Raw genomic sequence first — 26,062 nt, 5'->3', positions numbered from 1 at the left:
CAGGGAGGGCAAAAGGGGAGGAAAAATCCGCTATACTGCCGCTCCATTTCTTCCGTGACACCGAGATCAAGAGGCCAGATGCCACACTCCCGCTCAACCACCTTGCCCTGGCACCAGATAGATACCGTCTTGCTCGATATGGATGGCACCCTGATCGATCTGCATTTTGACAACCACCTCTGGCAACAGCTGGTGCCGGAGCGTTATGCCGAGCGGCGCGGTCTGCCGCTGGATGAGGCAAAGGCGCAGATCGAGGTGCACTATCAGGCGGTCAACGGCACCCTCAACTGGTACTGCGTGGATTACTGGAGCGAGACCCTGGGGCTCGATATTCGCGCCCTCAAGCAGGAGCTGCTGGCGAAGATCCAGTGGCGCCCCCACGCCATCCCTTTTCTGGCCGAGCTGCGCGCCGCGGGCAAGCAGCAGGTGCTTTTCACCAACGCCCACCCCGCCAGCCTGTCGGTGAAGGATGCGCAGCTCGGTCTTGCCGACCATCTGGATTTGATGGTGAGTACCCACGAGTTGGGCTGGTCGAAGGAGAGTCAGCACTGCTGGCAGGCGCTGGCCGAGCGGCTGGCGTTCGATCCGGCCCGCACCCTGTTTGTGGATGACAGCGAGCGGATCCTGCGGGCTGCCGCCGACTATGGCATCGGGTATCAGCTGGCGATCCAGAATCCGGACAGCTGCAAGCCGGAGCAGAGCATTACCGCTTTCCCTGCAATCCGCGATTATGCGGAGCTGCTGCCGCTGGCAATCTGAATCTGCTGAAACGACAGAGGGCTGCATCATGCAGCCCTCTCTCTTTATCTGAACTTTGGTTATCTGAAATTTGGTTATCTGAAGAGTGATGGCGAAAAATCACAGCTCCCGAAACGGGCGTCGTTTCTCTTCCTCGATGACGATCGCCTCCAGATTGGCGACCCGCTCCTGCAGTTCCCGGATGACCAGATCCTGCTTGCCGAGGCGGTCGGTGATGCGGGCATCCCCCATCTGGTAGCGAGCCCGCTTGCCGAGATATCCGAACAATACGCTGATAAATACGATCAGGACTATGCCTGTCCACATGGTCATGTCACGACTCCTTGTCGTTATCAATATGGTCGTCATAAACAGCGAAAACGCTGATGGATCCGCTCTGTTTTCTCATAGCCGCCAATTGGCCGCAATGGGGCCCATTGTCCCTTTGTGATGCAGTTGGCTATTGCTGCCAGAGTGGTCGTCCGACCCAGAGCGCCCACAGGGTCAGGTGCAGCAGCACGATAAACCAGACGACCAGCCGGTAGCTGCGCTTCTGGGTCTTGTGGCGCAGCCACTGGCGGGCTACCAGCGCCCCCGGCCAGCCGCCGCACAGCTCCAGCAGATGCAGGCGGGATTCGGGAATGCGCCACTCGCCCCGCACCGCCTGCCGCTTGTCCCAGGCGTAGGCGGCCACCGTGAGCAGGCTCATGGTCAGCAGTGCGGCCAGCGGCCACCACTGCTGCTCGCCGAGGCCGAGCCAGAGGGCGGCGCCCAGTGGCAGCAGCGCCAGTACCATCACTGGGCCAGCTCCCAGCAGCGCTCCTCATCTTGCTTGAGGGTGCGGATCACCCTGGCCGGATTGCCCACCGCTACCGAGTTGGCCGGAATGTCACGGGTCACCACGGCACCGGCGCCAATGATGGAGCGCGGCCCTATGGTGACGCCGGGGCAGATGATGGCGCCGCCGCCAATCCAGCAGTCGTCACCGATCCGCACCGGCTTGTTGTAGGCAGTCCAGTTGCGCCGCTCCAGATAGTTCATGGTGTGGGTGGCGGTGTAGATCTGCACGTTGGGGGCCAGCAGCACATGGCTGCCGATGTGTACTTCGCCCACGTCGAGAATGGTGACGTTGAAGTTGAAGAAGGTCTTCTCGCCGATATGGATGTTGCGGCCAAACTCGCAGGTAAACGGCGTGCTGATCCAGCAGGAGTCGGGGCAGTGGCCGAAAAGCTCGCGGCAGATCTGCTGGCGCAGAGGGCCATCACCTGCAGGTGAACCGTTGAGTTTGGCCAGCAGCGCCTGACCGCGGATCCGATCGTTGGCTATCTCCTCGCTCTGGCTATCCAGTGCCCCGCCTGCCAGTACCTTGTCCCAGTCGCTCGTCATTGCTACCTCCTCATGCTGCAAGAGGGGGCAGTATACGTGACAAGCGCGAGAGGCGTCAGTCTGTCACTTCTGGCAGATGATCCCCGTCATCCTGCTGGCCAGACGAGGGGCAGGATCAGCAGGGCCGAGACGAAGTAGGGTAGCAGCACCCGCAGCCCGAGACTGCGGCCACCAATGCCGAGGGCCAGCAACCCCTTCACCAGCGAGTTGACCAGCCCGGCCAGCAGGATGCCGCGGGCCGCTACCTCCAGCGCCAGCTCCTTGTGGGAGAGCTGGGAGAGCGACAGTGTGATGGCGTCAACGTCGGTGATCCCCGACACCAGCGCCAGCAGATAGACCCCGGAGTTGCCTACCTTGTCTTGCAGCAGGGTGGCCATAAAGCCGATCAGCGCCAGCAGCAGGCCGAACTTGATGGCGGTGGCGAGATCGAGCGGGTTGCTGGTTTCCGGTTTTACCGGGCCGTCGGTCAGCTCCTCGCGCTGACGCCAGAACCAGAAGGCAAAGCCGTAGACTGTGGTGGCCAGCAGCAACAGGGGGGCGACGAGGCGCATAGCCAGTTCGCTGTGAATGAGCAGCACCAGCACCAGCAGCCGCAACCACATGGTGGCCCCTGCCAGCAGGATGCCGGTGGCCAGCAGTCGCTCCAGCCCGCCCTGCTCCTTGTTAAGGCGGGCAAACTGCAGGGTGAGGGCGGTGGAGGAGGCCAGCCCGGCCAGTATGCTGGTGAGCACCAGCCCGGAGCGGGTGCCGAGCAGCCGCACCGCGAAGTGGCCACAAAACGAGATGCCGGCGATCACCACCACCATCAGCCAGATCTTGAAGGGGTTGAAGGCATCGAGGGGCCCCATCTCCTCGTTGGGCAGCACCGGCAGCAGCACCAGCGAGATAAGCAGAAAACGCAGGGTGGCGTGGAATTCGGTTTCACTCAGAAACAGCATCCCCTGCTGGATCTGCCCCTTCAAGCCCATCAACAGGGCGGCCAGTACGGCGCAGGCGACCGCCTCGCTCGGGCTGAGCAGCACCGACATCAGGCCGAGCAGGTAGGTGAGCAGCATGGCCACCGAGCTGGTGAGGCCGAACTCCCCCTGCCAGCGCTGGGCCAGCCAGACCGAGAGGCCGCAGCCGGCCACCACCGCCAGCAGGCCGAGCAGCGGTAGCCAGGGGCCCAGGGTGGGCAACAGCAAACCGCACACCCCGCCAAGCAGGCCGATAAGGCCGTAGGTCCGCATCCCGGCGATGCGCTGGTTATCCCCCAGCTGGCGCACCTGCCAGCCCCGCTCCAGCCCGATGATAAGACCGATGGCCAGCGAGACCAGGGCTCCATTGACGGGTTCGGCGTTGATCCACATGGCGGCTTCCTTTTCGCGTTGTTGCTGCCTGATCCCATGATGGCACAGGGCGTAAGGAGGCAGAGGGGCGTGGCTCACAGAGTCTGCGTCCGGCTCCCGGTGCAAGTGGCTGATATGAGCAAAAGAGATAAGCAAAGAGTTATTTCTTCCTTCTGGGCATAACAACTCCACGGCATGCTGTTCTCAACCCAACAAGATATGGAGAATCACCATGAAACTGCGAATGACCGCCCTGACCCTGCTCTCCCTGCTGGCATTTGGCCAGGCCAATGCCGCCGAGATCCGTTTGCTCAACGTCTCCTACGATCCGACCCGCGAGCTGTTTCAGGAGTACAACGCCGCCTTTGCCAAGGAGTGGAAGGCGAAGACCGGCGACGACGTGGTGGTGAGCCAGTCTCACGGTGGCTCCGGCAAACAGGCCCGCGCCGTGGTGGATGGGCTGGAAGCTGACGTGGTGTCGCTGGCGCTCGCCTACGACGTCAATGCCGTCGCCAAGGCGGGATTGACCGCCACCGACTGGCAGAGCCGCCTTGGCAACAACGCTGCGCCCTATACCTCTACCATCGTCTTCCTGGTGCGCAAGGGCAATCCCAAGCAGATCAAGGATTGGGACGATCTGGTGCGCAAGGATGTCGCCATTGTCACCCCCAACCCCAAGACCTCCGGCGGGGCTCGCTGGAACTATCTGGCCGCCTGGGGTTACGCCCTGAAGAAGAGCGGCAGTGAAGAGGGGGCCAAGCAGTTTGTCGGCGATCTCTACAAGAACGTGAAGGTGCTGGACTCCGGCGCTCGTGGCGCCACCACCAGCTTTACCGAGCGCGGTCTTGGTGACGTGCTGCTGGCGTGGGAGAACGAAGCCCTGCTGGTGCTCGGTCAGACGGGTGCCAGCGACAAGTTCGAACTGGTGGTGCCTTCGGTCTCCATTCTGGCGGAGCCGCCGGTTGCGGTGGTGGACAAGGTGGCCAGGAAGCACGGTACCGAGGCGGTCTCCAAGGCCTATCTCGATTATCTCTACTCTGACGAGGGGCAGCATATTGTCGCCAAACATCACTATCGCCCTAGCAACCCGGCGATCCTGAAGGAGACGGCGGCGCAGTTCCCGCAGCTTGCTCTCTTTACCGTCAAGGATCTGGAAGGGGATTGGGAGAAGGCCCAGAAGAAACACTTCGCCCAGGGCGGTCTGTTTGACCAGATTTATCAACCGGGTGGCTGAGGCTGACAAGCTCTTACCCCATCTTTAGCACTGGCCCCTGTGCCAGCCGATAGGAGCACCAAGATGAACAAGATCCTCCTGGTTCCCGGTCTGCACAACAGCGGGCCGGATCACTGGCAGAGCCGCTGGCACGATCACTTTCCCCACTGGCAGCGGATGACCGGGCTGCCGTGGGACAAGCCGGACCTCAGGGTCTGGAGTGCCAAGCTGGCGAGCAAGCTGAAGAGTCGCCGCAGCCGGGTCCATCTGGTGGCCCACTCCTTCGGCGCGCTGACCGCCATCGCGGCGGCCCGCTTGCAGCCGGAGAAAGTCGCCTCGATCTTTCTGGTGGCGCCCGCCGATCCCGCCCGTTTTGGCATTGCGGATGAGGTATTGGCCGGGCCACTGCAGGTGTCGGCCCAGCTGGTGGCCAGCCGCAACGATCCCTGGATGAGCTTTGAACGGGCCGAATACTGGAGTCGTCAGTGGCAGGTGCCGCTGTTTGATGCCGGTGAAGCGGGCCATATCAATGCCCAGTCCGGTCATGGGGACTGGCTGCAGGGGCTGCATTTGCTGGGTGCTCTCTATCGCCGTGGCGAGCTGGTGGTGACGCCGGTCAAGGTGGCTTCGCCCCGGCCGGTCGAGCTCGGTTTTCGCTAGTTATCTGTGACGTGGTTGGAGGGGTGGCGAACACGTTGTTCGTTGGCGGCTCCACGCCCCCGCTCTTTGAATGCTCCGCTCCGTATTGCTCCATTTCTTAGGTCTTTTATTTATATAAAAGACCTTTTTTTATTTGGATCGCTCTAAAAGCCTTGTCCTACCGTTGTTAGACAAAAAAGTGATTAGCAAAGTCGCAAACGATGTTTGTTGCTGATTGGAAGAGTGCGCAGAATCACCATATCGAAAATTCTTCATAACAGATGGATGTGTTATGCGATTTGGTTCTTATTCTGTCCTGCCCGGTTTTGGCCCCACCCTGGGGTTCAGCCTGCTCTATCTGGGCCTGCTGGTGCTGTTGCCGCTCTCGGCCTTGGTGCTGTTTGCGGTCAACAACCTCACCGCCGCCGAGTTCTGGCAGGTGATCGGTTCACCCCGGGTGCTCGCCTCCTTTCGTCTGAGCTTCGGCGCGGCCTTTATCGCGGCACTGCTCAACAGCCTGTTTGGCCTGATCCTGGCCTGGATCCTGGTGCGCTACACCTTCCCCGGTCGTCGGTTGGTGGATGCGCTGATCGACCTGCCATTTGCCATGCCGACCGCCGTCTCCGGCATCGCCCTGTGCGCCATCTTCGCTCCCAACGGCTGGATCGGCCAGCTGCTGGCGCCGTTCGGCATCCAGCTCGCCTACAACCCCATCGGCGTAGTGATTGCGCTCACCTTTATCGGCTTGCCGTTCGTGGTGCGGACCCTGCAACCGGTACTGCGGGAAGCGGAGAGCGAACAGGAAGAGGCTGCCGCCAGCCTCGGTGCCGATCGCTGGCAGACCTTCCTGCGGGTGCTGTGGCCAACTCTGGTGCCAGCTCTGCTCACCGGTTTTGCGCTGGCGTTTGCCCGCGCGGTGGGGGAGTACGGCTCCGTCATCTTTATCGCCGGCAACTTGCCGATGGTCTCCGAAATCGCGCCGCTGATGATCATGAGCCATCTGGAGGAGTATGACTACGCCGGTGCCTCCGCCATCGCCGTGGTGATGCTGCTGATTTCGTTCATTTTGTTACTGCTAATCAACAAGTTGCAGGCCTGGAGCTGGTCTCGCATCGGAGGGAGCCGGATATGAGTTCATCTGCTATTGCCATTGAGGTGCCCCCGGTGGAGGCGGCCCCCGTTCGCAAGGCGCCGGTCGTGATCCGTGAACCCCAGTGGGTCAAGTGGCTGCTGATCACGGTCGGTTTGGGCTGGTTTGCCGCCCTGCTCTTGCTGCCGCTGGCCACCGTCTTTATTCAGGCGCTGACGCCTGGGCTCGCCTTCTTCTGGCACGCCATCAGCGAACCGGATGCCCTGAGCGCCCTTGGCCTCACCGCGCTGGTGACCCTGTTTGCCGTGCCTCTCAACCTGCTGTTCGGGATCGCGGCTGCCTGGGCCATCGCCCGTTTCCGCTTCCCCGGTCGGCAACTGCTCATCACCATCATCGATCTGCCGTTCTCTGTGTCGCCGGTGATCGCCGGTCTGATGCTGGTGCTGCTGTTTGGCAGCCGTGGCTGGTTTGGCGACTGGCTGAGCGAACATGACATCAAGATCATCTTCGCCACCCCGGGGATCATCCTGGCCACCACCTTCATTACTGTGCCCTTTGTGGTGCGGGAGCTGCTGCCCCAGATGGAGGCGCGTGGCCCAGAAGAGGAGGAGGCCGCCATCATGCTGGGGGCGAGCGGCCTGCAGATGTTCTGGCGCGTCACCCTGCCCGGCATCCGTTGGAGCCTGATGTATGGTCTGCTGCTCTGTACCGCCCGGGCGGTGGGGGAGTTTGGCGCCGTGTCGGTGGTTTCCGGCCATATTCGCGGCCAGACCAATACCCTGCCGCTGCATATCGAGATCCTCTACAACGAGTACCAGACTGGCGCCGCCTTCGCGGTGGCCAGCCTGCTTGCTCTGTTCGGGATCTTCACCCTGCTGGGTGAAACCCTGTTGGCCCGGTTGCGTGGTCAGCCCACCAAATCTCACTGAATCACCGTATTAAAGAGGCAGCCATGAGCATTCAGGTTCAACAACTCAACAAGCATTTCAATCAGTACGCGGCGCTGGCAGACATCAACCTCGACTTTCACGACGGTGAGCTGGTGGCGCTGCTCGGCCCCTCCGGTTGCGGCAAGACCACGCTGCTGCGGATTATCGCCGGGCTGGAGCAGGCCGACAGTGGCAGCGTCATCATCCGCGGCGAGGACGCCTCGGATCTCCATGTGCGCGAGCGTAACGTCGGCTTCGTGTTCCAGCACTACGCCCTGTTTCGCCATATGACGGTGTTCGAGAATGTAGCCTTTGGCCTGCGGGTCAAACCGCGCAGCGAGCGCCCGGCCGAGGCGGCCATTCGCGCTCGGGTCAAGGATCTGCTGGATCTGGTGCAGCTCAGCCACGTGGCCGAGCGCTATCCGACCCAGCTCTCCGGTGGTCAGCGCCAGCGGGTCGCGCTGGCTCGCGCGCTGGCGGTACAGCCCAAGGTGTTGCTCTTGGACGAGCCCTTCGGCGCCCTCGATGCGCAGGTGCGCAAGGAGCTGCGCCGCTGGCTGCGCGAGCTGCACGACGAACTGCACGTCACCAGTCTGTTCGTGACCCACGATCAGGAAGAGGCGCTGGAGGTGGCGGATCGGGTGGTGCTGATGAATGCCGGCCGGGTCGAGCAGATCGGCACCCCGGCCGAGGTCTACGACCAGCCCGCCAGCTCTTTCGTCCACAGCTTCCTTGGCAGCGTGAACCAGTTCCGCGGTCGGGTGGCCGAGCAGGGGTTCGGCATCGGCGAGCAGTTGCTCGGCGGGCCGTCGGCTTCCCATCTGGCCCACGGCAGTGCCGCCATCGCCTATGTCCGTCCCCATGAGCTGGAGATCCTGCCAGCCGATGCGCCGGGCGGGATCCGCGCCACCATCACCCGCCTGCTGCCCATGGGGCCACGCATTCGGGTGGAGCTGCGCGGTGATGGTGAGACCAAAGGGGCGCACTACGAGGCGGAGCTGACCAAGGAGGCGGCCAAACTGTTTGCGCCGGGTCAGGGGGTGAGGCTGGTGGCCAGACAGGCGCAGTTCTATCCCGATTACCAGATTTGATGCGGTGTTGCGGGCGGTACGGCCGCCCGGTTCAGGCTGTTAGCCGGGCATGATCCCGGCCATATAACAAAAAATGAGGGTGTTGACCAAGCAGTGTCTCCACCCTTCGCAGGAGGCGACAAGGTGAATTTTCAGCAGTTACGTATTATCCGGGAGGCGGCGCGGCGGGATTACAACCTGACCGAGGTGGCCAACGCGCTCTTTACTTCCCAATCCGGGGTGAGCCGCCATATCCGCGAGCTGGAAGAGGAGCTTGGCATCGAGCTATTTATCCGCTACGGCAAGCGGCTGCTCGGTATGACCGAGCCCGGCAAGGAGCTGCTGGTGATTGCCGAGCGCATTCTCAATGACGCCAACAACATCCGCAAACTGGCCAGCACCTTTGCCAACCGCGACTCGGGCCGTTTGCTGGTGGCGACTACCCATACCCAGGCGCGCTATGCCCTGCCGCGGGTGGTGAAGGCGTTTCGCGAGCAGTTCCCGCAGGTGCAGCTGGAGCTGCGTCAGGGCAGCCCGGAGGAGATAGTGCGGCTGGTGCAGACCGGCGAGGTGGATATCGGCATCAGCAGCGAGCAGCTCGACAAGAGCGAAGGGGTGGTGGCATTTCCCTACTACCGCTGGCACCACAACATCGTGGTGCCTGAGCAACATCCGCTGGCTGGCGAGCGGGATCTGACCCTGGCGGCGCTGGCGAACTGGCCCATCATCACCTATCAGGCGGGGCTGACCGGCCGGGTGCGGGTAGACGAGGCCTTTGCCGAGGCGGGCATCGAGCCGCAGATCCTGCTGACGGCGCAGGACTCCGACGTCATCAAGACCTATGTCGAGCTACAGATGGGGGTCGGCATTCTGGCCGATATGGCGTTCGATGCCCAACGCGATCATGGGCTGGTGCAGCTCGATGGCAGCCATCTGTTTGCGCCGCACACCGCCTGGATCGGCCTCAAACAGGGGCAGTTTCATCACAATTTTGCCTGGCAGTTTATCCAGCTCTGCAACCCCGAGCTGGCGCTGGCGGATATTCAGGCCCGCGCCATGGGCAGCGAGCCCGCCCTCGACTTCCAGATTTGAATGGGAAGAGAAGACAAGAAGGGGAGCCAATGGCTCCCTTTCTTTATTGCTGGAAGATGATATTGCTAGCGAAAACAGACGGCTTCATATGAATTTTTTCACTTAGGTTTGCCAGTTAATTTTGTTTGTTATCAGGTGCTTGGGTTGCAGGATGGAATAAGTGACTGACCAAAGTCGACCCATTCAGGATAAAGCATGCCGTATAGCTACCTATCACATCTGCGCTGCAGCAAGAGTGGCGAGATCCATGATGCCGACCAGCCCTGGCAACTGAGCCGGGCAGGTGCACCACTGCTGGCCAGCTACGATCTCGATGCGCTGAAGAGATCCTGGCACCCGGCGGCATTGCTGGGTCGCCCTGCCAGCCTGTGGCGTTATCACGAGTTGTTGCCGGTGCGCGACCCCGCCCACGTCGTGACACTGGGGGAGGGGGTCACCCCGCTGCTGCCACTCCCCACGCTGGGCAAGCAGATCGGTATTCCGGATCTCTGGATGAAAGACGAGAGCGTCATTCCCACCGGTTCCTTCAAGGCCCGTGGTGCTGCGGTGGGCATCTCCCGTGCGCGTGAACTCGGCGTCACTCACTTCGCCATGCCGACCAACGGTAACGCAGGCGCCGCATGGGCGCTCTACGGTGCCCGCGCCGGGCTGCGCAGCACCATCGTCATGCCGCAGGCGGCCCCCGCTATCACCCGGCTGGAGACCTCCCTCGCCGGTTCCCGTCTCTATCTGGTGGATGGCCTGATCAGCGACGCCGGTCGTCAGGTGGCGCAGGCGGTCGCGGAGCAATCCCTGTTTGACGCCTCAACCCTGAAGGAGCCTTACCGTATTGAGGGCAAGAAGACCATGGGGCTGGAGATTGCCGAACAGCTGGGCTGGACGTTACCGGATGTGATCCTCTATCCCACCGGCGGCGGGGTCGGCCTTATCGGTATCTACAAGGCGCTGCGCGAGCTGCAGGAGTTGGGTTGGGTCAAGGGGGCGTTGCCCAGACTGGTCGCGGTACAGGCGAGCGGCTGCGCGCCTATTGTGCAGGCGTGGCAACAGAGAGCCACCGAATCGAGCTTCTGGCCCGACTCCCAAACGCTGGCGTTCGGCATCAATGTACCCAAGGCGCTGGGGGATTTTCTGGTGCTGGATGCCCTCTATCGCACCGAGGGTTGCGCCATTGCGGTGGATGACAAGGCCATCCAGAGCGAGATCCGCCAGCTTGCCTCTCGTGAAGGGAGCTTTGTCTGCCCGGAGGGGGCCGCTGCGTTTGCTGCCGCGCGTCAACTGCGCGAGGCTGGCTGGATCCGTGGGGGAGAGCAGGTAGTGGTGCTCAATACCGGTGCCGGTATCAAGTACCCGGATGCGATCACTGTGCTGCCCCAGCGTCTGCAGCGTGACGGGAGGATCCCGGCATGAATCTGGACTTGCCTTTCATCCTTACGACGCTGCCCGCCTTCGGCAAGGCGGTCTGGGTCACCTTGCAACTGGGAACCCTGGTGATCCTCACCTCGCTGGCGGTCGCCCTGCTCAATGTGGTGCTGTTGAGCCTGCACAAGCGGCCGCTCAGCGCGCTGATCCGCGGGTATGTCGAGCTGGCCCGCAACACGCCGCTGCTGATCCAGCTGTTCTTTCTCTATTTCGGACTGCCTGCGCTGGGCTTGTCGCTCTCCGGATTTGCCACTGCGGTGATCGCCATGACCTTCCTCGGCGGGGGTTATCTGACCGAAGCGCTGCGTGCAGGCATTCAGGCGGTGCCCGCCAGTCAGCTGGAGGCTGGCCGAGCCATCGGCCTCTCTCGCTGGCAACTGCTGCGCTACGTGCAACTGCCTCAGGCCTGGCTCGCCACTCTGCCCGCGCTGTTTGCCAACTTCATCTTCCTGCTCAAGGAGACGACGGTGGCTTCGGCAGTGGCGGTGCCAGAGCTGCTCTACACCACCAAGAATTACATCGCCCTCTACTACAAGACCTACGAGATGCTGGCGGTACTGACATTGATGTGCGTGCTGATTTTTCTGCCGCTGTCGCTTGCTCTGCGAGTCGTTGAAAGGAGGCTGCAACATGGTCAGTTCGGTCACTGAGCTGCTAATGCAGGCACTGCCACTGCTGGCGGTGGGCGCAGGCCAGACCCTCACCATCTCGCTGCTGGCCATCCTGTTTGCCACCCTCGGCGGAGTTGCTTACGGCGTGCTGGCGCAACAGGGCGGTCGGTTGGTGCGGGGGCTGCTGCGTCTCTATCTCGAGCTGTTTCGGGTGGTGCCGGTGCTGGTGTGGCTCTATCTCTTTTTCTTCGGGTTGCCGATCTTTTTCGGCCTCGATATGCCGGCCTTCTGGTGCGCCGTGCTGGTGCTCGCCCTGTGGGGGGCCAGCGAGGTGGGGGAGGTGGTGCGTGGTGGTCTGGGGTCCCTCGCCCGTGGTCAGCAGGAGGCCGGGCTGGCGCTCGGGCTCTCGACCTGGCAGCTCTATCGCCATGTGTTGCTGCCGCAGGCGTTGCAGCGGCTGACGCCGCCGACCATCAACATCTACACCCGCATCATCAAGACCAGTTCGCTGGCGGTGTTGATCGGGGTGGTAGAGGTGATCAAGGTGGGCCAGCAGATCATCGAGCGTACCTATGGCTCGGTGCTTATTTACGGTCTGCTGTTTCTGTTCTTTTTTCTGGTCTGTTATCCGCTCTCGCTCGCCTCGCGCTGGCTGGAGCAACAATGGGGTAATGCGGTATGACACCTCTGCTTGAACTCGGTTCTGTCAGTAAACAGTTCGGCCCGAATCGGGTGCTGGATCGGATCAGCCTCAGCGTGCGCGCCGGGGAGGTGATCGTCATTCTGGGGCCGAGCGGCTGCGGCAAGAGCACCTTGCTGCGCACCCTGAACGGGCTCGAGCCCATCCAGGGGGGCGAGATCCGCTTCGATGGTGTGTTGCTGGATGGTGCCACCGACTGGCAGCGGGTGCGCCAGCGGATCGGCATGGTGTTCCAGAGCTATCACCTCTTCCCCAACCTGACGGTGCTGGAAAACGTGCTGCTTGGCCCGCTGCAGGTGCAAAAGCGGGAGCGGGCAGAGGCGCTGCTGCAAGCCGAGCAGCTGCTGACCCGCATCGGCCTGTGGGAGCGGCGCCATGACTATCCGCGCCAGCTCTCCGGTGGTCAGCAGCAGCGCATCGCCATCGTGCGGGCGCTGTGCATGAACCCGCAGGTGATGTTGTTTGATGAGGTGACCGCTGCGCTGGATCCCGAGATGGTGCAGGAGGTGCTGGAGGTGATCCGCGATCTCGCCGGCAGCGGCATGACCCTGCTCATCGTCACCCACGAGCTGGCCTTCGCCCGGGCGGTGGCGGATCGCATCGTCTTCATGGATGGCGGCCACATTTTGGAGCAGGCCGCACCCCACCAATTTTTCGACAATCCCGGGAGCCAGCGTGCGCGCCAGTTCCTCGCCAAGTTTTCTTATACAAATGTCATCAAACGAAAGGAGTCAGCATGAAAAAAATCACCTCGGTTCTGTTCAGTGCCTTGTTGGGGCTGGGTCTCGCCAGCGGCGCTGCCCATGCGGCGGACGGTTCCCTCGACAAGATCAAGGCGCGGGACAAGCTCATCGTCGGCGTCTTCACCGACAAACCACCGTTTGGCTATGTGGACGAGAAGGGGAACTATGTCGGTTTTGACACGGATCTGGGTCGCCGCTTCGCCAAGGACCTGCTGGGGGACGAGAACAAGATCGAGTTCGTGGCGGTGGAGCCCGCCAGTCGCATCCCCTTCCTGCAGAGCGACAAGGTGGATCTGATCCTCGCCAATATGACGGTGACCCCGGAGCGGCGCGAGGTGGTGGATTTCACCAACCCGAACCTGCGAGTGGCGGTACAGGTGCTGGTGCCGGAAGGGAGTCCGGCCAAGAAGCTCGACGATCTGGCCAGCAAGACCCTGATCGTTACCACCGGCACCACGGCCGACATCTGGCTGACCCGCAACCACCCGGAGTGGAAGGTGCTCAAGTTCGAGAAGAATACCGAATCCTTGCAGGCGCTGGCCCAGGGTCGTGGCGATGCCTATGCCCAGGACAACCTGGTACTGTTCAGCTGGGCCAAGGAGAATCCGGGCTACCGGGTGCTGCCCGAAAAACTGGGCTCGGAAGATCCCATCGCCCCGGCGGTGAAGAAGGGCAATATCGAGCTGCGTGACTGGGTCAACGATCGTCTCGCCAAGCTGGGGGAAGAGAAGTACCTGCTGAAACTCTATGACCAGTATGTGCGTGACAAGCTCAGCCCTGATACCGATCCGAATGATGTGATAGTCGAAGGAGGAAAATGGCAGGGTTAATGGACAAACCCTGTTTCGAAGAGTGTGTTGAGTGTGTGAAGTAAGTGAAGAGTGAGGTCTTGGTTCCGTTGGTATGCAAACCGCAAGGTTTGATTTTTCCGGGCGTCCCCTGCTAGAGAGGACGCCCTTTTTTATGTGCCCAAGCGTGGATTAGTGCACTTCATCCCACGCCATCTGCCAGTGGGAGCCGATGCCCGGCTCGTACTGGGTCGCGGTGGTGGTCCACTGCTGGCAGTAGCCACTGTAGGGGAAGGGCTTGCACTGATAGATCTTGCCGTTTTTCGGCTGCAACACCCTGGTACCGGCGGTGTAGGACTTGATGTCGTTCGGGAAGCGGAACTGGTAGTCGCCGCCACTGCTCTGCTCCTTGAACATCAGATCCATGGTCTGCTGGAGGGTCTCGCCGCCCGCTTTCGGGGTGGCCTTGATCACCAGCTGGTGGTGACCTGCCGTGAGCCCTTCCAGCGCCATGCTGAAGGTGTGGCTGCTGTCTTTGATATCTGCACGGCTTTCACCCTTGGCGACGCCGCCGTGATCATAGAGGGTGTTGGAAACGGCCAGATCGCCCTGTGCAGTGACGGTAAAGTCGAGGGTTGCCTTGCCGTTGTCCAGCACATAGTCGCTGGCCAGACCGCTGACGCTGATGCTGTCCACCACAGGCGGTTGCAGCTGTTGCAGGTCAATCTCGACCCGCTCCAGTTTGCTGTCACGCTTCAGATAGACGGGGTTCATGCCGTAGACAGGATTGAACTGGCCATCGGCCCCTTGCTGACCGGCGCGGATCTGGCTCTGTTCGGCGTTGATCTTGCTGGCGAGGGCGTGGGCCCAGTTGTTCTTCTGGCCCTGCTCGGCAGTGGCGATGGTCAACACGGTTTGCAACTCGGGGCGCTCGCCGTTGGCATCGAATACCCGGGTCATCGCCTTGTCACCCACCGCGAGGTCGATGGAGGGGTAGATAGTGCCTGCCTGGCTCCACTCCAGCGGCGGCTGGCTGCCATCTTTGAACTTGGCATCGATGATGTTGTAGAAGCTGTTGCTGGTGTCGCCCACTTCCCACACGCCGAGGATCAGTTGATAACCGCTGCGCTCCGGCAGGGTACAGTTGTGGGTCACCTGCTTGGGCGGTTGCACCATGTTGCCGTCGATGACGCAGAAGGGGGTCAGGTCGAACGAGGCGCGGGTGAGCGGCTGGTTGGGGTTCCAATCCTGCTTGGTGAGGTAGTAGCGCCAGTTGCGGGTGACGTGGTTGGCGGTGAAGGTCCAGCTGATGGCGAAGGGGCCGGGTTGTACTTCGCGCTTGGTCCAGCGATCGCTGGTCTGGATGTTCAGCTCGCTCCAGCGCGGGCTGCCCGCCGAGGCGATTTGACCATCCTGCGGGCCGCTCTGCGGAAAGCCGGAGGGACCCTCTACGCTTTGCGGTTCCCACTGCACGCCGCCACACTGGCTGTTGCCGCCGGTGTTGCACAGGTAGTTGCGGCTCTCGGGCTGCTTGATGTAGCCATGCGCAAGGGCGCTGCCGCTGGCCAGCAGGGCTAGCACTGCGGCGATGTGATTGAGTTGGATTTTTGCTGCCATACATTCCTCTGTTCGACAGATGTGGGCAGTCAGTTGGCCGGGGAGTTCCCCGATGCACACTGGCGTGTGGCAACCCCGCTATCCTGGACAACATGTCTGTAGACCGGAGGCTTTGCGTCCCGACCTTTCGGTCGGTTTGCCAAATGACTGGATGGGTATTGATGGGCCACATGTTCGGCCATCAGCATTGTGCACCTCATTGATTAATTATTTGAAGTTAAATGTTTAAATACACCGTCAAACGGAGTGCAGCCAATCCTAACCAGTTGTTTTTAAATCGTTCTCTTGTTGGTGAACTGTGCCGATCCCCGTTGAATATGGCGATAAGATGCATGCTGATTGCGTGTTGTTGGCGCAAAAAAACCTGCCAGTCGGGCTGGCAGGTCGGGTGACAAGGCGACACGGGTTGACGCCGTCAGTGACGGGCGCGCTGCTCGCCTGAGGTGTGAGGTACGGGCGCCATCATCGGGGCTGCGGTTGACGCCTTGCCCAGTTTGAATACCGCAAGCCGCTCATCCAGGCTGCGAGAGAGACCGGCCAGCAGCTCGCTCTCCTGCGCCAGTTGCGAGGCGGATTGGGACATCTCCAGCGCCGAGTCATTGATACCGCTGACGTTGCGGTTCATATCCTCGGCGACCATGCTCTGCTGTTCGGCGGCGGTGGCAATCTGGGTCGCCATGTCGCTCACATGCTGGATGCGGTTGACGATCAGGGTGAGATCCTGCCCCGCCTGCTGCGACTGGTTGACGCTGCTCTCCGCCAGTTTGCGGCTGGTATCCATGGCGTTGGCGGCGGTGACGGCCCGTTGCTGCAGTTGGGCGATGGTGCTCTGGATCTCTTCGGTAGACTGGCGAGTGCGGCTGGCCAGTTGGCGCACCTCGTCGGCCACCACGGCAAAGCCGCGGCCCTGTTCGCCAGCCCGGGCTGCCTCGATGGCGGCGTTGAGGGCCAGCAGGTTGGTCTGCTCGGAGATGGCGCTGATGACGGCGGTTACCTCGCTGATCTGCATCACCCCCTCCTTGAGCTGATTGACCTGCACGGTGGCCTGTTCCACCTCGGTGGCCAGCGCCCTGATGCCGTGCACGCTGGCGTGAACGTCGCGGTTGCCGAGCCCGGCTTCACCGGTGGCCTCTTGAGTATCCCGCGCGGTATTTTCGGCGTGACCGGCCACATCGGAGATGGTGGTGCTCATCTCGTTCATGGCGGTGGCGAGCTGGGCCAACTGATCCCGCTGGCTGGTCACCGCCTGATTGGTCTGCTCGGCAGAGGCGGCGATGCGCAGGGCGGCATCGGCCACGTTGCGAGCCCCCAGACTGGCCTCCAGCAGGGCATGGCGGATGGCATCGAGACTCTGGTTGGTGCAGCGGGCGACCACCCCCAGCTCATCCTTGCCCTGTACCGGAATGCTCACCATCAGGTCGCCCTTGGCGACCCGCTGCATGGCGTCGTTGATCTGGCCGAGAGGGGCGACGATCGAGTGGGTGATGCGCCAGCCCAGCAGCCCCATCAGCAGGATGGCGATGGCAGTGGCGGTGCCCATCTTCATGTATTGAGCCCAGATGGTCTGCTGAATATCTTGCAGCAACATGCCGGAGCCGAGGATCCAGCCCCAGGGCTGATAACCGGAGACCATGGAGAGCTTGTCAGCGGTTTCGCCCGACGGGCCGGTCCAGACATATTGCAGGGTGCCCTGTTTGCCCCCCTTGGCGATATCCACCATCTGGAACCAGAACTGCCCGGCGGTGGCCGCGCCACCTTCTCCCATTTTCTGACCGACCAGTTCGGGGCGGATGGGGTGAACCAGCATGGTGCGGTTCTCGTCGATGACAAACAGGTAGTTGTTGCCATCAAAGCGCATGTGGGTCAGCAGCTTGCGCGCCTCCTGCTGGGCCTGCTCCGCCGGCAGGGTGCTGGCCAGAAACTGGATCTGGCTCATGGCCTGGCCCAACACCGCATTGAGCCGCGCCTCCCGCTCACTCATCAGATTGAGTTTGAGCGCGTTGGCCGAGATGAACAGCAGCGAGACAAAACCGACAAACGCCAACGTGAGCAGCAAGATCAATTTGCGGCTCACGGTGATATCACCGAGCTTGAACATGATTAAACCCTCGTTATCCCGTTTTATGGTGGCTCTGTACCGCTGCAGCCAGTTTGTCAAAGTTAACAACTCATTTACTTTCAGCCGTTTGCCGACCTTTTCTAATGAGCGTTTGAACAACAGTATAGCCAGCAGACAGAGCGCCCCACTTTTTGGTAGCGTGTTCATGCGCATCCCTGCGCAATTTTTGCCGAAGAGTGTGAATGATTTGGCATTTCATCAAAAAAAGGAGTGGGCCCCGCTCTGGGTGATCCCATCACAAGAGGGAATTTATGAGTTCCATTGCCAGGAATTACTTCAACCAGCTCAACGCCGACTACCTGCAGGTACACAGGCGCAAGGAGGATCTGTTCTGGTCCACCTATATGGGCACCAGCGATGATCAGGCCGGTTTCACTGCGGCCGAGCAGACCTACAAGGCGTTCTGTGCCAATCCGGCCCGCCTGCCCGCATTGCGGGAGATGCTGGCGCAGGCCGATGAGGATGATCTCAAGCACGGTCTGCAAGGCTGGATCGCCTTCTTCGAATGCAATGTCATCGAGGATCCGGCCGCCGCCGCCCTGATGGACGAGCTGGTGGCCGCCGAGGCGGAGCTGTTCGCCCGCCGCAAGGGGCTGAAACTGACCCTGTTGGATGAGCAGGGCCAGCAGGTGGCCGGTAGCCTGCCCGCCGCCAGCACCTCCCTTGCCGCCAGCCCGAACGAGGCGGTGCGCCAGAGCGCGCTCGCCATGTTCCACACTCTGGAGCAGTGGGTGGTCGACAACGGTTTTCTCGAGGTGGTGGCGATCCGCAACCGCTTTGCCCGCGCCATGGGCTATCGCGACTACTTCGACTACAAGGTGCGCAAGAACGAGCAGATGAGCCCGGAGCAGCTGTTCGCCATCCTCGACGACTTCATCGCCCGCACCGACGTCCGGCTGCAACAGAGCCTCGCCGAGCTGAAGGCCGCCAAGGGTGAGGCTGCACTGCTGCCCCACAACCTGCGCTATGCCATCAGCGGCGATGTGACCCGTCAGCTCGACCCCTATGTGCCCTTCTCGCGGGCGCTGAAGGATTGGGTCGAGAGCTTCCGCCGTCTCGGCATCCAGTATCGCGGGGCGACCCTGACGCTGGACTTGCTGACGCGGGAGGGGAAATACGAGAACGGCTTCTGCCACGGCCCGGTGCCGAGCTTCTTCCAGCAGGGGGAGTGGGTGCCGGCGGTGGTCAACTTCACCAGCCTGGCCGACCCGGCGCAGGTGGGCAGCGGCTGGAACGGCCTCAACACCCTGTTCCACGAGGGAGGGCATGCCGCGCATTTTGCCAATGTCACCGGCAACGCCCCCTGCTTCTCACAGGAGTTTCCGCCCACCTCCATGGCCTATGCCGAGACCCAGTCGATGTTCTGCGACAGCCTGCTGGACGATGCCGACTGGCTCAAACGCTACGCCAGAAATGCGGCGGGAGAGGCGATCCCCGATGCCCTCATCAAGGAGATGATCGCCGCCCGCCAGCCGTTTCGGGCCTTCAACGAACGCCAGATTGCGCTGGTGGCCTACTTCGAGCGGGATCTCTACGCCATGGATGAGGCCAAACGCACCCCCGAGGCAGTGCTGGCACTGGCCCGCCAGTGGGAGCGCAAGATTGTCGGGGTAGAGAGCCCGCGCCCGCTGCTGGCCATTCCGCACCTGCTTAATCAGGAGTCGGCCTGTGCCTATCACGGCTACCTGCTGGCGCTGATGGCGGTGGAGCAGACCCGCGCCTTTTTCCTCAAGCGTGATGGCTACCTCACTGACAACCCGCGCATCGGGCCGGATCTGGCCGCCCATTACTGGGGGCCGGGTAACGGCATGAGCCACGATGAGACCCTGCGCAGCCTGACTGGTGAGGGATTCAGCGCGGTGCCGCTGGCCGAGGCATGCAACCTGAGCGCCGCCGACGCATGGCAGCTGGCACAAGCCTGCATGGCCGCCGCGCAGCAGCGCCCCGCCGCCGGTGAGGGTTCCCCGCTCGACGCCCATATCCGGGTGGTACACGGCGCGGAGCTTATCGCCGACAACAGCGAATCAGAAACCCGCATGCTGGCCGATTTCGAAGCGTGGATCGTTAACCATTACCGACGAGCGTCAGCTGCGTAATTCACGGTGCTCCCGGCGATCTGGTCGGGAGCATCGCTTTTCGTGGCTATTTGTTGTCGCAACAGCGTCTGGTGTTGCCATTTTGCGGGTAGGTTGCGACGTGCCCTGTCGCTTTGTAGATTGGGACTGCAATCTTTTCATCAGATATGTATTCGTATGAACATGAATACGAATAGTGGGTGGCACTGTCATGGAGCCCGCAATCCACACGGTTTTGCCTAATTTATCAATAGTGTTTTTTGTAGCTATCTTTGTGCATAAATATCAAGCAGACCAATCCATTTGATAACCATTCCCATTTTTCCGGATTGACTAAATTGTCCACAACGGCAGAATCGCCCGTCTTGCCACTCCCGATGTGAATCGGGTTCGGAAAGCCTCAGATCTCCGCCCGGAGATGGCTGGGCCGCACATAGGAAAGGTGCTGGCCCACTGCCCGCCTTTCACCCTCGAAATCAGCACACAAGTCAGGAAGCCCTCTTGCTCATCAGGCAGGAGCGGACGGGTGTGTATATCCGTATGGCCGTGCAGGGACGATACGACCAGCGTTTGTTATGGGTGGTATGTTGCGAATGAATCGCATCTTTTTGATGTTTGCGCTGTTGCCCCTGCTGGTGTGTGCCAGTGAGGTGGACAGGGCGCGCGAAGCCTGGGTGATCAAGGCCCGGGCGGGAGAGCTGGATGCGGCGGCGCACGGGCTGAGCGGCCTCTATCGCCAGAGTGGTGATGGCAAGGTGCTCGATGACCTGATCGCCGTGCAACTGTGGCGGGGGGATCGCAAGGGGGCACTGGCCGCCTGTGAGCCGTGCGAGTTCAGCCCCATCAGCAACAGTACGCTGGAAGGGGTGGCTCGCGCCGCCCGCGACGAGAAGCGCTACTCCGAGGCAATCAGCTATTACCGCATCCTGCAGGGGCGTGATCCCGCCAACCCCAATGGCTGGCTCGGGCTGTTTCTCACCGCCAGCGATCAGGGCAACCGCGAGCTGGCCCGCAGCGCAGCGGCTGATTATGAAGCCCGTTTCGGCCGCGATCAGGCGATCCTCGAAGCCCGCATCTATGCCGCCCGTCAGGGTGACGATCCTATGGGTGAGCTGCTGGCCCGCCAGCAGTGGCTGGAGCTGGAGCCGGACAACCCCGAGCAGGTGCTGGCGCTCTATCGGGTGGCGGTGAGCCTGGGGGCGGGGCCTGCGGCGGCGGAGCTGATGGACCGTTACCCCAAGCTGTTCAAACCGGTCGACCGGCTCTGGCTCGACTACTACCAGGCGGTCAACCTGCTGCGGATCTCGGCCCAGACCGAGGATCCGGTGCTGGCACGTCGTTCCCTGACTCGCACGCTGGCGTTGCAAGACAGGATCCTGGCCCGCGCGCCACACGATCATGTGCTCTACATCAGTGCCCGCCGCGATGTGGTGGTGACGCTGGTAGCCCTCGGTGATTTTGTCCGGGCCGAGCAGGAGTCCGCCGCGCTGCAGGCCGAGGGGCCATTGCCTGACTATGTACTGGAGGCGCGCGCCGATGCGCTGGCCGGGCTGGGACGGGTGGATGAGGCCTCCGTGATTTACCAGCAACTGGCGACGCCGGCCCGCGCCAAAGACAAGCGGCTGCTGGAGAGGCGCTTCTACGCCTACAGCGACGGCGAGCGCTATGGCGCGGCGCAGGGGCTGCTGGACGGTTGGCAGGAGCCACCGACGCGCTGGGATTTCACCGGCAATATGCGGATGGCCAACGACGACTACGAGAAGGTGTTGCAGCTGAAAACCCTGCTGCAGGCCTGGCGTGGTGAGGCAGGTGCCGCAGAGGCGCAGTTGGAAGGGTGGCTGCAAACCGCGCCAGCCAACCCCTGGCTCTGGTTGCAACTGGGGGATATCCGCCGTTGGCGTGGTCATCCCGACGGGGCCGAGCAGGCTTATCAGCAGGCGGTGCGCTGGCTACCTGCCGGTCGCACCGTGCTGGCCGAGCCCGGTCGCCTCAATGCCCGGCTCGACAAGGGCGATTGGCAGGGCACGCCGCAGGCCGTGCGCTCCCTGGGCAACCTGACCCGTGATCGTCAAGAGTTGCAGCAGCGGCTGACTCTGGAGCAGGCCCCGCAATTGGTCACCGAGGTTACCCACGGCCGCAACGAAGGGGGCTCGGTGCAGGCCAGCCGTGACTGGAGCTACGACAGCCGCCTCTACAGCGCTCGCACTGATGGTGGCGATCGGCTGTTTGTCCGCCGTCAGGGCAGCTTTGGTGAGTTCGATCAACAGCCCGAGCGCGCCGCCTATACCGGGCTGGGGGCCGAGCTCTCCTTCTACCCGCTGCAACTGACGCTGGAGGGTGGCACGGGTAGCGAGCTCAACCACAAAGGCTATCTGTGGAGTCGCCTCGACTGGCGGCTGGACGATCGCTGGACGCTGGGCACTGCCATCAACCTCAATAGTGCCGACACTCCGTTGCGGGCACTGGCGCGCGGCAACTACGCCGATCAATACCAACTCGATCTGGGCTGGCGTCAGGATGAGACCCGCGAGGGGGCGCTGCGGCTGGAGCGGATGGATATCAGCGATGGTAACCGGCGGCTGACCGCCTCCGGCTGGCTGCGTCAGGATCTCTGGCGCCGGGATCGCTGGTGGTTCGATACCACCTTGCGTGGCGCCACCTCCCGCAACGAGGCGGTGGAGGTCGACTACTTCAATCCCCTGCAGGATCGCAATCTGGAGCTGGAGCTGGCGGGGCGCTACCGGCTGCCGCTGGATGGGCGTCGCTCCCTGCTGCAGAGCCTGATCATCAGTGGCAATCAGTACTGGCAACAGGGCTATGGCAGCGATCAGGGGTGGCAGCTCAGCTATCGCCACGACTGGATACTCTCTCCCGCCCTCAGCCTGGGTTATGGCCTTGGCCGCCGTCAGGCCATCTATGACGGCAATCCCGAGTTCGGAAATTTCATCTTCGCCAATCTGCAATGGAGTTTCATGTGATGAGACGCTGGCTTGTTCCTTTTGTTGTGCTGCTTGCACTGCTGCCTTCGCTGACGCAGGCGGCCCGGCAACCCGACGACTATGTGGTGCTCTGCTACCACGATATCGTCGATCTGAAATTGACCCCCAACCTCAAGCTCTATCCCCAGACCATCCGGCGCGACACCCTGATCCGCCACTTCAACTGGATCAAGCAGCAGGGTTATCACCCGGTCAGCTTCCAGCAGATCCTGGATGCCAAAGCGGGCAAGGCACCGCTGCCGGAGAAGGCGATCCTGCTCAGCTTCGATGATGGCTACGAGAGCTTCTACCGGCTGGTCTATCCGCTGCTCAAGCTTTACAACTACCCGGCAGTGTTTGCGCTGGTGGGCAGCTGGCTGGATGTGGCGGATGACCAGATGGTCCCGTACGGCAATGACAAGCTGCCGCGCAGCTACTTCGTCGGCTGGCCGCAGATCCGCGAGATGCAGGATTCCGGGCTGGTGGAGCTGGCTTCCCACACCTTCACCTCCCACTACGGGTTGCTCGCCAACCCGCAGGGCAACGTGCAGCCGGCGGTGACCACCGCAGGCTGGAGCCAGCATGGCTACGAGAGCATGGCCGACTACCGGGCCCGGATAAAAGCCGACTTCGATGCATCGGCCAGTCAGCTCAGGGAGCAGACCGGTCGGGCACCACGGATCCTGGTCTGGCCCTACGGCGCCTTCAACCAGACTGCGCTGGAGCTGGCCAGTGCGGCCGGGATGCCCTACACCTTCACGCTGGCCGAAGGGCTCAACAAGCTGAGTGACTCGGGCAGCACGGTGCGCCGCTATCTGCTGGAGGAGGACACCAGCCTCGAAACCCTGGACGAGATCATGGGAGGCAATACCTGGGAGCGGCAGGTGGAGCGGCTGGTGCATGTGGATCTGGACTATGTCTACGACAAGGATCCGCTGCAGATGAACAAGAACATCGACATGCTGCTGGATCGGATCAAGGGCTACGGCATCACCACCGTCTATCTGCAGGCCTATGCCGATGACAATGGCGACGGGGTGGCGGAGGCGCTCTATTTCCCCAACCGTCATATGCCGGTCAAGGCGGATCTCTTCAACCGGGTGGCCTGGCAGCTCAAGACCCGGGCCGGGGTCAAGGTGTTCGCCTGGATGCCGGTGATGGCCTACGACATGGGACCAAACCACGCCTATGTCACCGACAGCCGTACCGGCGCCCCCGCCAAGGGGCAGTATCTGCGCCTCTCACCCTGGGATCCTGCCAGCCGTCAGCTGTTGCTGGATATCTATGAGGATCTCGGCTTTTACACCAAGTTTGATGGTCTGCTGTTCCACGATGACGCCTTCCTCAGTGACTACGAGGGGCCGATGCCGCTGGCGCGTACTCCTGACGCGCTGCAGGCGCAGGGGGAGCAGAAGACCGATCTGTTGATCGACTTCACCATGGCGCTGCGCGATGCCGCCGCCCGCTATCGGCAGGGGGGCGCCGACGGGCTCAAGACCGCCCGCAACATCTATGCGGCGCTGGTGACCGAGCCGCAATCCCAGCAGTGGTTTGCCCAGAGCATGGCGGCGTTTGCCAAGGCCTATGACTACACCGCCGTGATGGCCATGCCCTATATGGAGCAGGCAGAAAACCCCGATGAGTGGCTGGCCAGGCTGGCGGAAGATTCACTGGCACAGGTGCCGGCCAATCGGCTGGTGTTCGAGCTGCAGAGCCGCAACTGGCGCACCGACCAGCCCATCCCCGATGCCGAGCTGGCGCGCTGGATGGAGATCATTCAGCGCAAGGGGGTGACCAACTTTGGTTACTACCCGGATGATTTTCACAACAATCAGCCGGATCCGGCCGTGCTCAAGCCGGTCTTCTCGGTGCAGACCCAGCCTCAGCCGACCCAGCTGCCAGCCACGCCGGTTGCAGCCAGCGCCGCCACGGCGACCCACGGGGAGGCGCTACGGTGAAGGATCTTCTGGAAGGCATCGCCATCTTTACCCTGGCCTATCCCAGCCTGATGGCGATGGTGTGGGTCTGTGGCGGCCTCTATTACTACTTTCAGTGGGAGCGGCGGGATATCGCGCTGGCCAAGCAGGGGCTGGAGCTCCCCTATTACCCCAAAGTGACGTTAATGGTGCCCTGCTACAACGAGGGAGCCAACGTCGAGGAGACCATCGGCCACCTGCTGCGCCAGCGTTATCCCGATTTCGAGGTGCTGGCCATCAACGATGGCAGCAAGGATGACACCGGCGCGCGGCTGGATCGGCTGGCGCAGCAGGATCCGCGCCTGACCGTGATCCATCAGCACAACCAGGGCAAGGCGATGGCACTCAACAACGGGCTGGCCGTGGCCAGCGGGGAGATCCTGGTCGGCATCGACGGGGATGCGGTGCTGGACTATGACGCGGTGCGCTGGATGGTGAAGCACTTCATCGAGAGCCCGAGGGTCGGGGCGGTTACCGGCAATCCGCGGGTGCGTACCCGTTCCACCATCATCGGCAAGATCCAGACTGGCGAGTTCAGCTCCATCATCGGCCTCATCAAGCGGGCTCAGCGGATCTACGGCACCGTCTTCACCGTCTCCGGGGTGGTGGTGGCCTTTCGCAAGCAGGCTGTCGAGGCGGTCGGCGGCTGGAGCAATGACATGGTGACCGAGGACATCGACATCAGCTGGAAGCTGCAGCTGGCCGGTTGGCTCATCCACTATCAGCCGCAGGCGCTCTGCTGGGTGCTGATGCCGGAGACGGTGCGCGGCCTCTACAAGCAGCGGCTGCGCTGGGCGCAGGGGGGCGCCGAGGTGTTTTTGCGCTACGGGTTGCAGGCGATGCGCTGGCGCAACCGCCGCTTCTGGCTGCTGCTGCTGGAGTATCTCTCCAGCGTGACCTGGTGCTACAGCATGTTGCTGTTGGCGCTGATCTGGCTGATGGAGCCGAACCTGAGCGGGTTGGCGGTGGGTCACCTGTTCCAGTGGACCGGGGTGATGATGACCGCCATCTGCCTGCTGCAGTTCGGGGTCAGCATCTTTATCGACCACCACTACGACAAGAGCATGGCCCGCAGCTTTATCTGGTGCGTCTGGTATCCGCTCATCTACTGGCTGCTCAATCTGGTGACCGTAGTGGTGGCAGTGCCCAAGGCGATCCTGCGTCGCCGTGGCCAGTTGGCCGTGTGGGAAAGTCCTGACCGAGGAGAGTCGTTCCGTGACAAAACATAAGCTGGCGAACGAGATGATCATCAGCAACGGCACCCGGCGCAGTTGGAAGTACCGGCTGCGGGATTTGTTGCTTCTGCTGGTGACCTGGAGTGGCTGGTTGTTTCTGGCGCTGCAACCCTGGCTCAACTATCTGGAGACGGAAGAGAATCAGAGCTTTATCGGCTCGCTGGATGCCGTCGAGGTGGGGCAACTGTTTCTGGCCCTGCTGTTCGGCATCTTCCTGCTGATCCACTCCTGGGCGAAATACAACAAGCTGCTGTATCGCTTGATGCGAAAGCGATCCACCGCGACAAAGTCATCATAAGGGGCCGGTTGGCCCCTT

General features: G+C 62.1%; 23 protein-coding genes and 1 riboswitch. Of the genes, 17 read left to right on the top strand and 6 right to left on the bottom strand.

The genetic code is table 11. From position 1 onward, the window contains the following. Positions 1 to 78: 78 nt before the first annotated feature. The gene (gene yrfG, locus OKC27_RS02000; RefSeq protein ID WP_270805902.1) at positions 79 to 759 is read left to right on the top strand and encodes a GMP/IMP nucleotidase; all 681 of its coding nucleotides are present in this window, start codon (positions 79 to 81) and stop codon (positions 757 to 759) included. A 99-nt stretch (positions 760 to 858) separates the two neighbouring features. Here the strand turns inward: yrfG and OKC27_RS01995 are convergent, their stop codons facing one another. From OKC27_RS01995 to OKC27_RS01980, 4 genes are all read right to left on the bottom strand, one after another. Continuing rightward, the gene (locus OKC27_RS01995; RefSeq protein WP_005348798.1) at positions 859 to 1,071 is read right to left on the bottom strand and encodes a hypothetical protein; all 213 of its coding nucleotides are present in this window, start codon (positions 1,069 to 1,071) and stop codon (positions 859 to 861) included. A gap of 127 nt (positions 1,072 to 1,198) precedes the next feature. Further along, entirely contained in the window at positions 1,199 to 1,537 is a 339-nt protein-coding gene (locus tag OKC27_RS01990) for a DUF1294 domain-containing protein (protein WP_270805900.1), read from the bottom strand. Then, positions 1,534 to 2,124 (bottom strand): sugar O-acetyltransferase, encoded by a 591-nt coding sequence (locus tag OKC27_RS01985; RefSeq protein WP_234662995.1) that lies wholly within the window; start codon positions 2,122 to 2,124, stop codon positions 1,534 to 1,536. The genes OKC27_RS01990 and OKC27_RS01985 overlap by 4 nt, the downstream gene beginning before the upstream one ends. Before the next feature lie 86 nt (positions 2,125 to 2,210). Further along, the gene (locus OKC27_RS01980) at positions 2,211 to 3,473 is read right to left on the bottom strand and encodes an MgtC/SapB family protein (protein WP_075113854.1); all 1,263 of its coding nucleotides are present in this window, start codon (positions 3,471 to 3,473) and stop codon (positions 2,211 to 2,213) included. Between the two features lie 211 nt (positions 3,474 to 3,684). On the opposite strand from OKC27_RS01980, the gene OKC27_RS01975 reads away from it, so the two are divergent. The 11 genes from OKC27_RS01975 to OKC27_RS01925 all read left to right on the top strand — a co-directional run bounded on the left by OKC27_RS01975 (position 3,685) and on the right by OKC27_RS01925 (position 13,788). Then, the gene (locus OKC27_RS01975) at positions 3,685 to 4,686 is read left to right on the top strand and encodes a sulfate ABC transporter substrate-binding protein (protein ID WP_075113855.1); all 1,002 of its coding nucleotides are present in this window, start codon (positions 3,685 to 3,687) and stop codon (positions 4,684 to 4,686) included. Positions 4,687 to 4,749: 63 nt separating this feature from the next. Then, positions 4,750 to 5,325 (top strand): RBBP9/YdeN family alpha/beta hydrolase, encoded by a 576-nt coding sequence (locus tag OKC27_RS01970; RefSeq protein WP_075113856.1) that lies wholly within the window; start codon positions 4,750 to 4,752, stop codon positions 5,323 to 5,325. 271 nt (positions 5,326 to 5,596) lie between these two features. Next, on the top strand, positions 5,597 to 6,436 hold the full coding sequence (cysT, locus tag OKC27_RS01965) for a sulfate ABC transporter permease subunit CysT (RefSeq protein WP_075113857.1): 840 nt from the start codon (positions 5,597 to 5,599) through the stop codon (positions 6,434 to 6,436). Beyond that, the gene (gene cysW, locus OKC27_RS01960) at positions 6,433 to 7,323 is read left to right on the top strand and encodes a sulfate ABC transporter permease subunit CysW (protein WP_270805899.1); all 891 of its coding nucleotides are present in this window, start codon (positions 6,433 to 6,435) and stop codon (positions 7,321 to 7,323) included. Before cysT ends, cysW begins: the two co-directional genes overlap by 4 nt. Before the next feature lie 23 nt (positions 7,324 to 7,346). Then, positions 7,347 to 8,414, top strand: coding sequence for a sulfate/molybdate ABC transporter ATP-binding protein (locus OKC27_RS01955; RefSeq protein ID WP_075113859.1), 1,068 nt, complete (start codon positions 7,347 to 7,349; stop codon positions 8,412 to 8,414). Between the two features lie 123 nt (positions 8,415 to 8,537). After that, a complete protein-coding gene (gene cbl / locus OKC27_RS01950) occupies positions 8,538 to 9,485 on the top strand; it encodes an HTH-type transcriptional regulator Cbl (RefSeq protein WP_270805898.1) in 948 nt (315 codons plus the stop codon). 195 nt (positions 9,486 to 9,680) lie between these two features. Next, positions 9,681 to 10,892 (top strand): threonine synthase, encoded by a 1,212-nt coding sequence (locus OKC27_RS01945; protein ID WP_270805897.1) that lies wholly within the window; start codon positions 9,681 to 9,683, stop codon positions 10,890 to 10,892. Continuing rightward, positions 10,889 to 11,554, top strand: a complete 666-nt coding sequence (locus tag OKC27_RS01940; protein WP_270805896.1) for an amino acid ABC transporter permease — start codon at positions 10,889 to 10,891, stop codon at positions 11,552 to 11,554. The genes OKC27_RS01945 and OKC27_RS01940 overlap by 4 nt, the downstream gene beginning before the upstream one ends. Continuing rightward, on the top strand, positions 11,535 to 12,197 hold the full coding sequence (locus OKC27_RS01935) for an amino acid ABC transporter permease (protein WP_182938723.1): 663 nt from the start codon (positions 11,535 to 11,537) through the stop codon (positions 12,195 to 12,197). Before OKC27_RS01940 ends, OKC27_RS01935 begins: the two co-directional genes overlap by 20 nt. Then, positions 12,194 to 12,955 (top strand): amino acid ABC transporter ATP-binding protein, encoded by a 762-nt coding sequence (locus tag OKC27_RS01930; RefSeq protein ID WP_058053905.1) that lies wholly within the window; start codon positions 12,194 to 12,196, stop codon positions 12,953 to 12,955. The genes OKC27_RS01935 and OKC27_RS01930 overlap by 4 nt, the downstream gene beginning before the upstream one ends. Beyond that, positions 12,952 to 13,788 (top strand): transporter substrate-binding domain-containing protein, encoded by an 837-nt coding sequence (locus OKC27_RS01925; RefSeq protein WP_058053906.1) that lies wholly within the window; start codon positions 12,952 to 12,954, stop codon positions 13,786 to 13,788. The genes OKC27_RS01930 and OKC27_RS01925 overlap by 4 nt, the downstream gene beginning before the upstream one ends. Positions 13,789 to 13,938: 150 nt before the next feature. Here OKC27_RS01925 and gbpA read toward each other — a convergent pair whose 3' ends face one another. Beyond that, complete coding sequence (gene gbpA / locus OKC27_RS01920) at positions 13,939 to 15,363, bottom strand: N-acetylglucosamine-binding protein GbpA (protein WP_182938725.1); 1,425 nt, start codon at positions 15,361 to 15,363, stop codon at positions 13,939 to 13,941. Positions 15,364 to 15,428: 65 nt separating this feature from the next. After that, a riboswitch (cyclic di-GMP riboswitch) is annotated at positions 15,429 to 15,514 on the bottom strand. A 264-nt stretch (positions 15,515 to 15,778) separates the two neighbouring features. Then, complete coding sequence (locus tag OKC27_RS01915) at positions 15,779 to 17,461, bottom strand: methyl-accepting chemotaxis protein (protein ID WP_182938726.1); 1,683 nt, start codon at positions 17,459 to 17,461, stop codon at positions 15,779 to 15,781. 272 nt (positions 17,462 to 17,733) lie between these two features. Here OKC27_RS01915 and OKC27_RS01910 point away from each other — a divergent pair, with 272 nt between their 5' ends. The 5 genes from OKC27_RS01910 to OKC27_RS01890 all read left to right on the top strand — a co-directional run bounded on the left by OKC27_RS01910 (position 17,734) and on the right by OKC27_RS01890 (position 26,044). After that, entirely contained in the window at positions 17,734 to 19,578 is a 1,845-nt protein-coding gene (locus OKC27_RS01910; protein WP_182938727.1) for a M3 family metallopeptidase, read from the top strand. A gap of 572 nt (positions 19,579 to 20,150) precedes the next feature. Beyond that, positions 20,151 to 22,535, top strand: coding sequence for a poly-beta-1,6 N-acetyl-D-glucosamine export porin PgaA (gene pgaA / locus OKC27_RS01905; protein ID WP_232093599.1), 2,385 nt, complete (start codon positions 20,151 to 20,153; stop codon positions 22,533 to 22,535). After that, positions 22,535 to 24,493, top strand: coding sequence for a poly-beta-1,6-N-acetyl-D-glucosamine N-deacetylase PgaB (gene pgaB, locus OKC27_RS01900; RefSeq protein WP_270805895.1), 1,959 nt, complete (start codon positions 22,535 to 22,537; stop codon positions 24,491 to 24,493). The genes pgaA and pgaB overlap by 1 nt, the downstream gene beginning before the upstream one ends. Further along, positions 24,490 to 25,740: a poly-beta-1,6-N-acetyl-D-glucosamine synthase gene (gene pgaC / locus OKC27_RS01895; protein ID WP_182938730.1), complete on the top strand. Its 1,251-nt coding sequence runs from the start codon at positions 24,490 to 24,492 to the stop codon at positions 25,738 to 25,740. The genes pgaB and pgaC overlap by 4 nt, the downstream gene beginning before the upstream one ends. Further along, complete coding sequence (locus OKC27_RS01890) at positions 25,727 to 26,044, top strand: hypothetical protein (RefSeq protein WP_182938731.1); 318 nt, start codon at positions 25,727 to 25,729, stop codon at positions 26,042 to 26,044. Before pgaC ends, OKC27_RS01890 begins: the two co-directional genes overlap by 14 nt. Positions 26,045 to 26,062: the final 18 nt, after the last annotated feature.

This window comes from Aeromonas sp. QDB62, from assembly GCF_027705695.1.
Classification (GTDB): Bacteria; Pseudomonadota; Gammaproteobacteria; order Enterobacterales; family Aeromonadaceae; genus Aeromonas; species Aeromonas allosaccharophila.
The sequence above is the reverse complement of the archived record's forward strand: the minus strand, read 5'-3'. Positions and strand labels throughout refer to the sequence as shown.

Bases quoted from the DNA above. Each gene is read 5' to 3' on its own strand.
- yrfG (WP_270805902.1), top strand. From the start codon at position 79: ATGCCACACTCCCGCTCAACCACCTTGCCCTGGCACCAGATAGATACC.
- OKC27_RS01995 (WP_005348798.1), bottom strand. From the start codon at position 1,071: ATGACCATGTGGACAGGCATAGTCCTGATCGTATTTATCAGCGTATTG.
- OKC27_RS01985 (WP_234662995.1), bottom strand. From the start codon at position 2,124: ATGACGAGCGACTGGGACAAGGTACTGGCAGGCGGGGCACTGGATAGC.
- OKC27_RS01980 (WP_075113854.1), bottom strand. From the start codon at position 3,473: ATGTGGATCAACGCCGAACCCGTCAATGGAGCCCTGGTCTCGCTGGCC.
- OKC27_RS01975 (WP_075113855.1), top strand. From the start codon at position 3,685: ATGAAACTGCGAATGACCGCCCTGACCCTGCTCTCCCTGCTGGCATTT.
- OKC27_RS01970 (WP_075113856.1), top strand. From the start codon at position 4,750: ATGAACAAGATCCTCCTGGTTCCCGGTCTGCACAACAGCGGGCCGGAT.
- cysT (WP_075113857.1), top strand. From the start codon at position 5,597: ATGCGATTTGGTTCTTATTCTGTCCTGCCCGGTTTTGGCCCCACCCTG.
- cysW (WP_270805899.1), top strand. From the start codon at position 6,433: ATGAGTTCATCTGCTATTGCCATTGAGGTGCCCCCGGTGGAGGCGGCC.
- OKC27_RS01955 (WP_075113859.1), top strand. From the start codon at position 7,347: ATGAGCATTCAGGTTCAACAACTCAACAAGCATTTCAATCAGTACGCG.
- OKC27_RS01945 (WP_270805897.1), top strand. From the start codon at position 9,681: ATGCCGTATAGCTACCTATCACATCTGCGCTGCAGCAAGAGTGGCGAG.
- OKC27_RS01940 (WP_270805896.1), top strand. From the start codon at position 10,889: ATGAATCTGGACTTGCCTTTCATCCTTACGACGCTGCCCGCCTTCGGC.
- OKC27_RS01935 (WP_182938723.1), top strand. From the start codon at position 11,535: ATGGTCAGTTCGGTCACTGAGCTGCTAATGCAGGCACTGCCACTGCTG.
- OKC27_RS01930 (WP_058053905.1), top strand. From the start codon at position 12,194: ATGACACCTCTGCTTGAACTCGGTTCTGTCAGTAAACAGTTCGGCCCG.
- OKC27_RS01925 (WP_058053906.1), top strand. From the start codon at position 12,952: ATGAAAAAAATCACCTCGGTTCTGTTCAGTGCCTTGTTGGGGCTGGGT.
- gbpA (WP_182938725.1), bottom strand. From the start codon at position 15,363: ATGGCAGCAAAAATCCAACTCAATCACATCGCCGCAGTGCTAGCCCTG.
- OKC27_RS01915 (WP_182938726.1), bottom strand. From the start codon at position 17,461: ATGTTCAAGCTCGGTGATATCACCGTGAGCCGCAAATTGATCTTGCTG.
- OKC27_RS01910 (WP_182938727.1), top strand. From the start codon at position 17,734: ATGAGTTCCATTGCCAGGAATTACTTCAACCAGCTCAACGCCGACTAC.
- pgaA (WP_232093599.1), top strand. From the start codon at position 20,151: ATGAATCGCATCTTTTTGATGTTTGCGCTGTTGCCCCTGCTGGTGTGT.
- pgaB (WP_270805895.1), top strand. From the start codon at position 22,535: ATGAGACGCTGGCTTGTTCCTTTTGTTGTGCTGCTTGCACTGCTGCCT.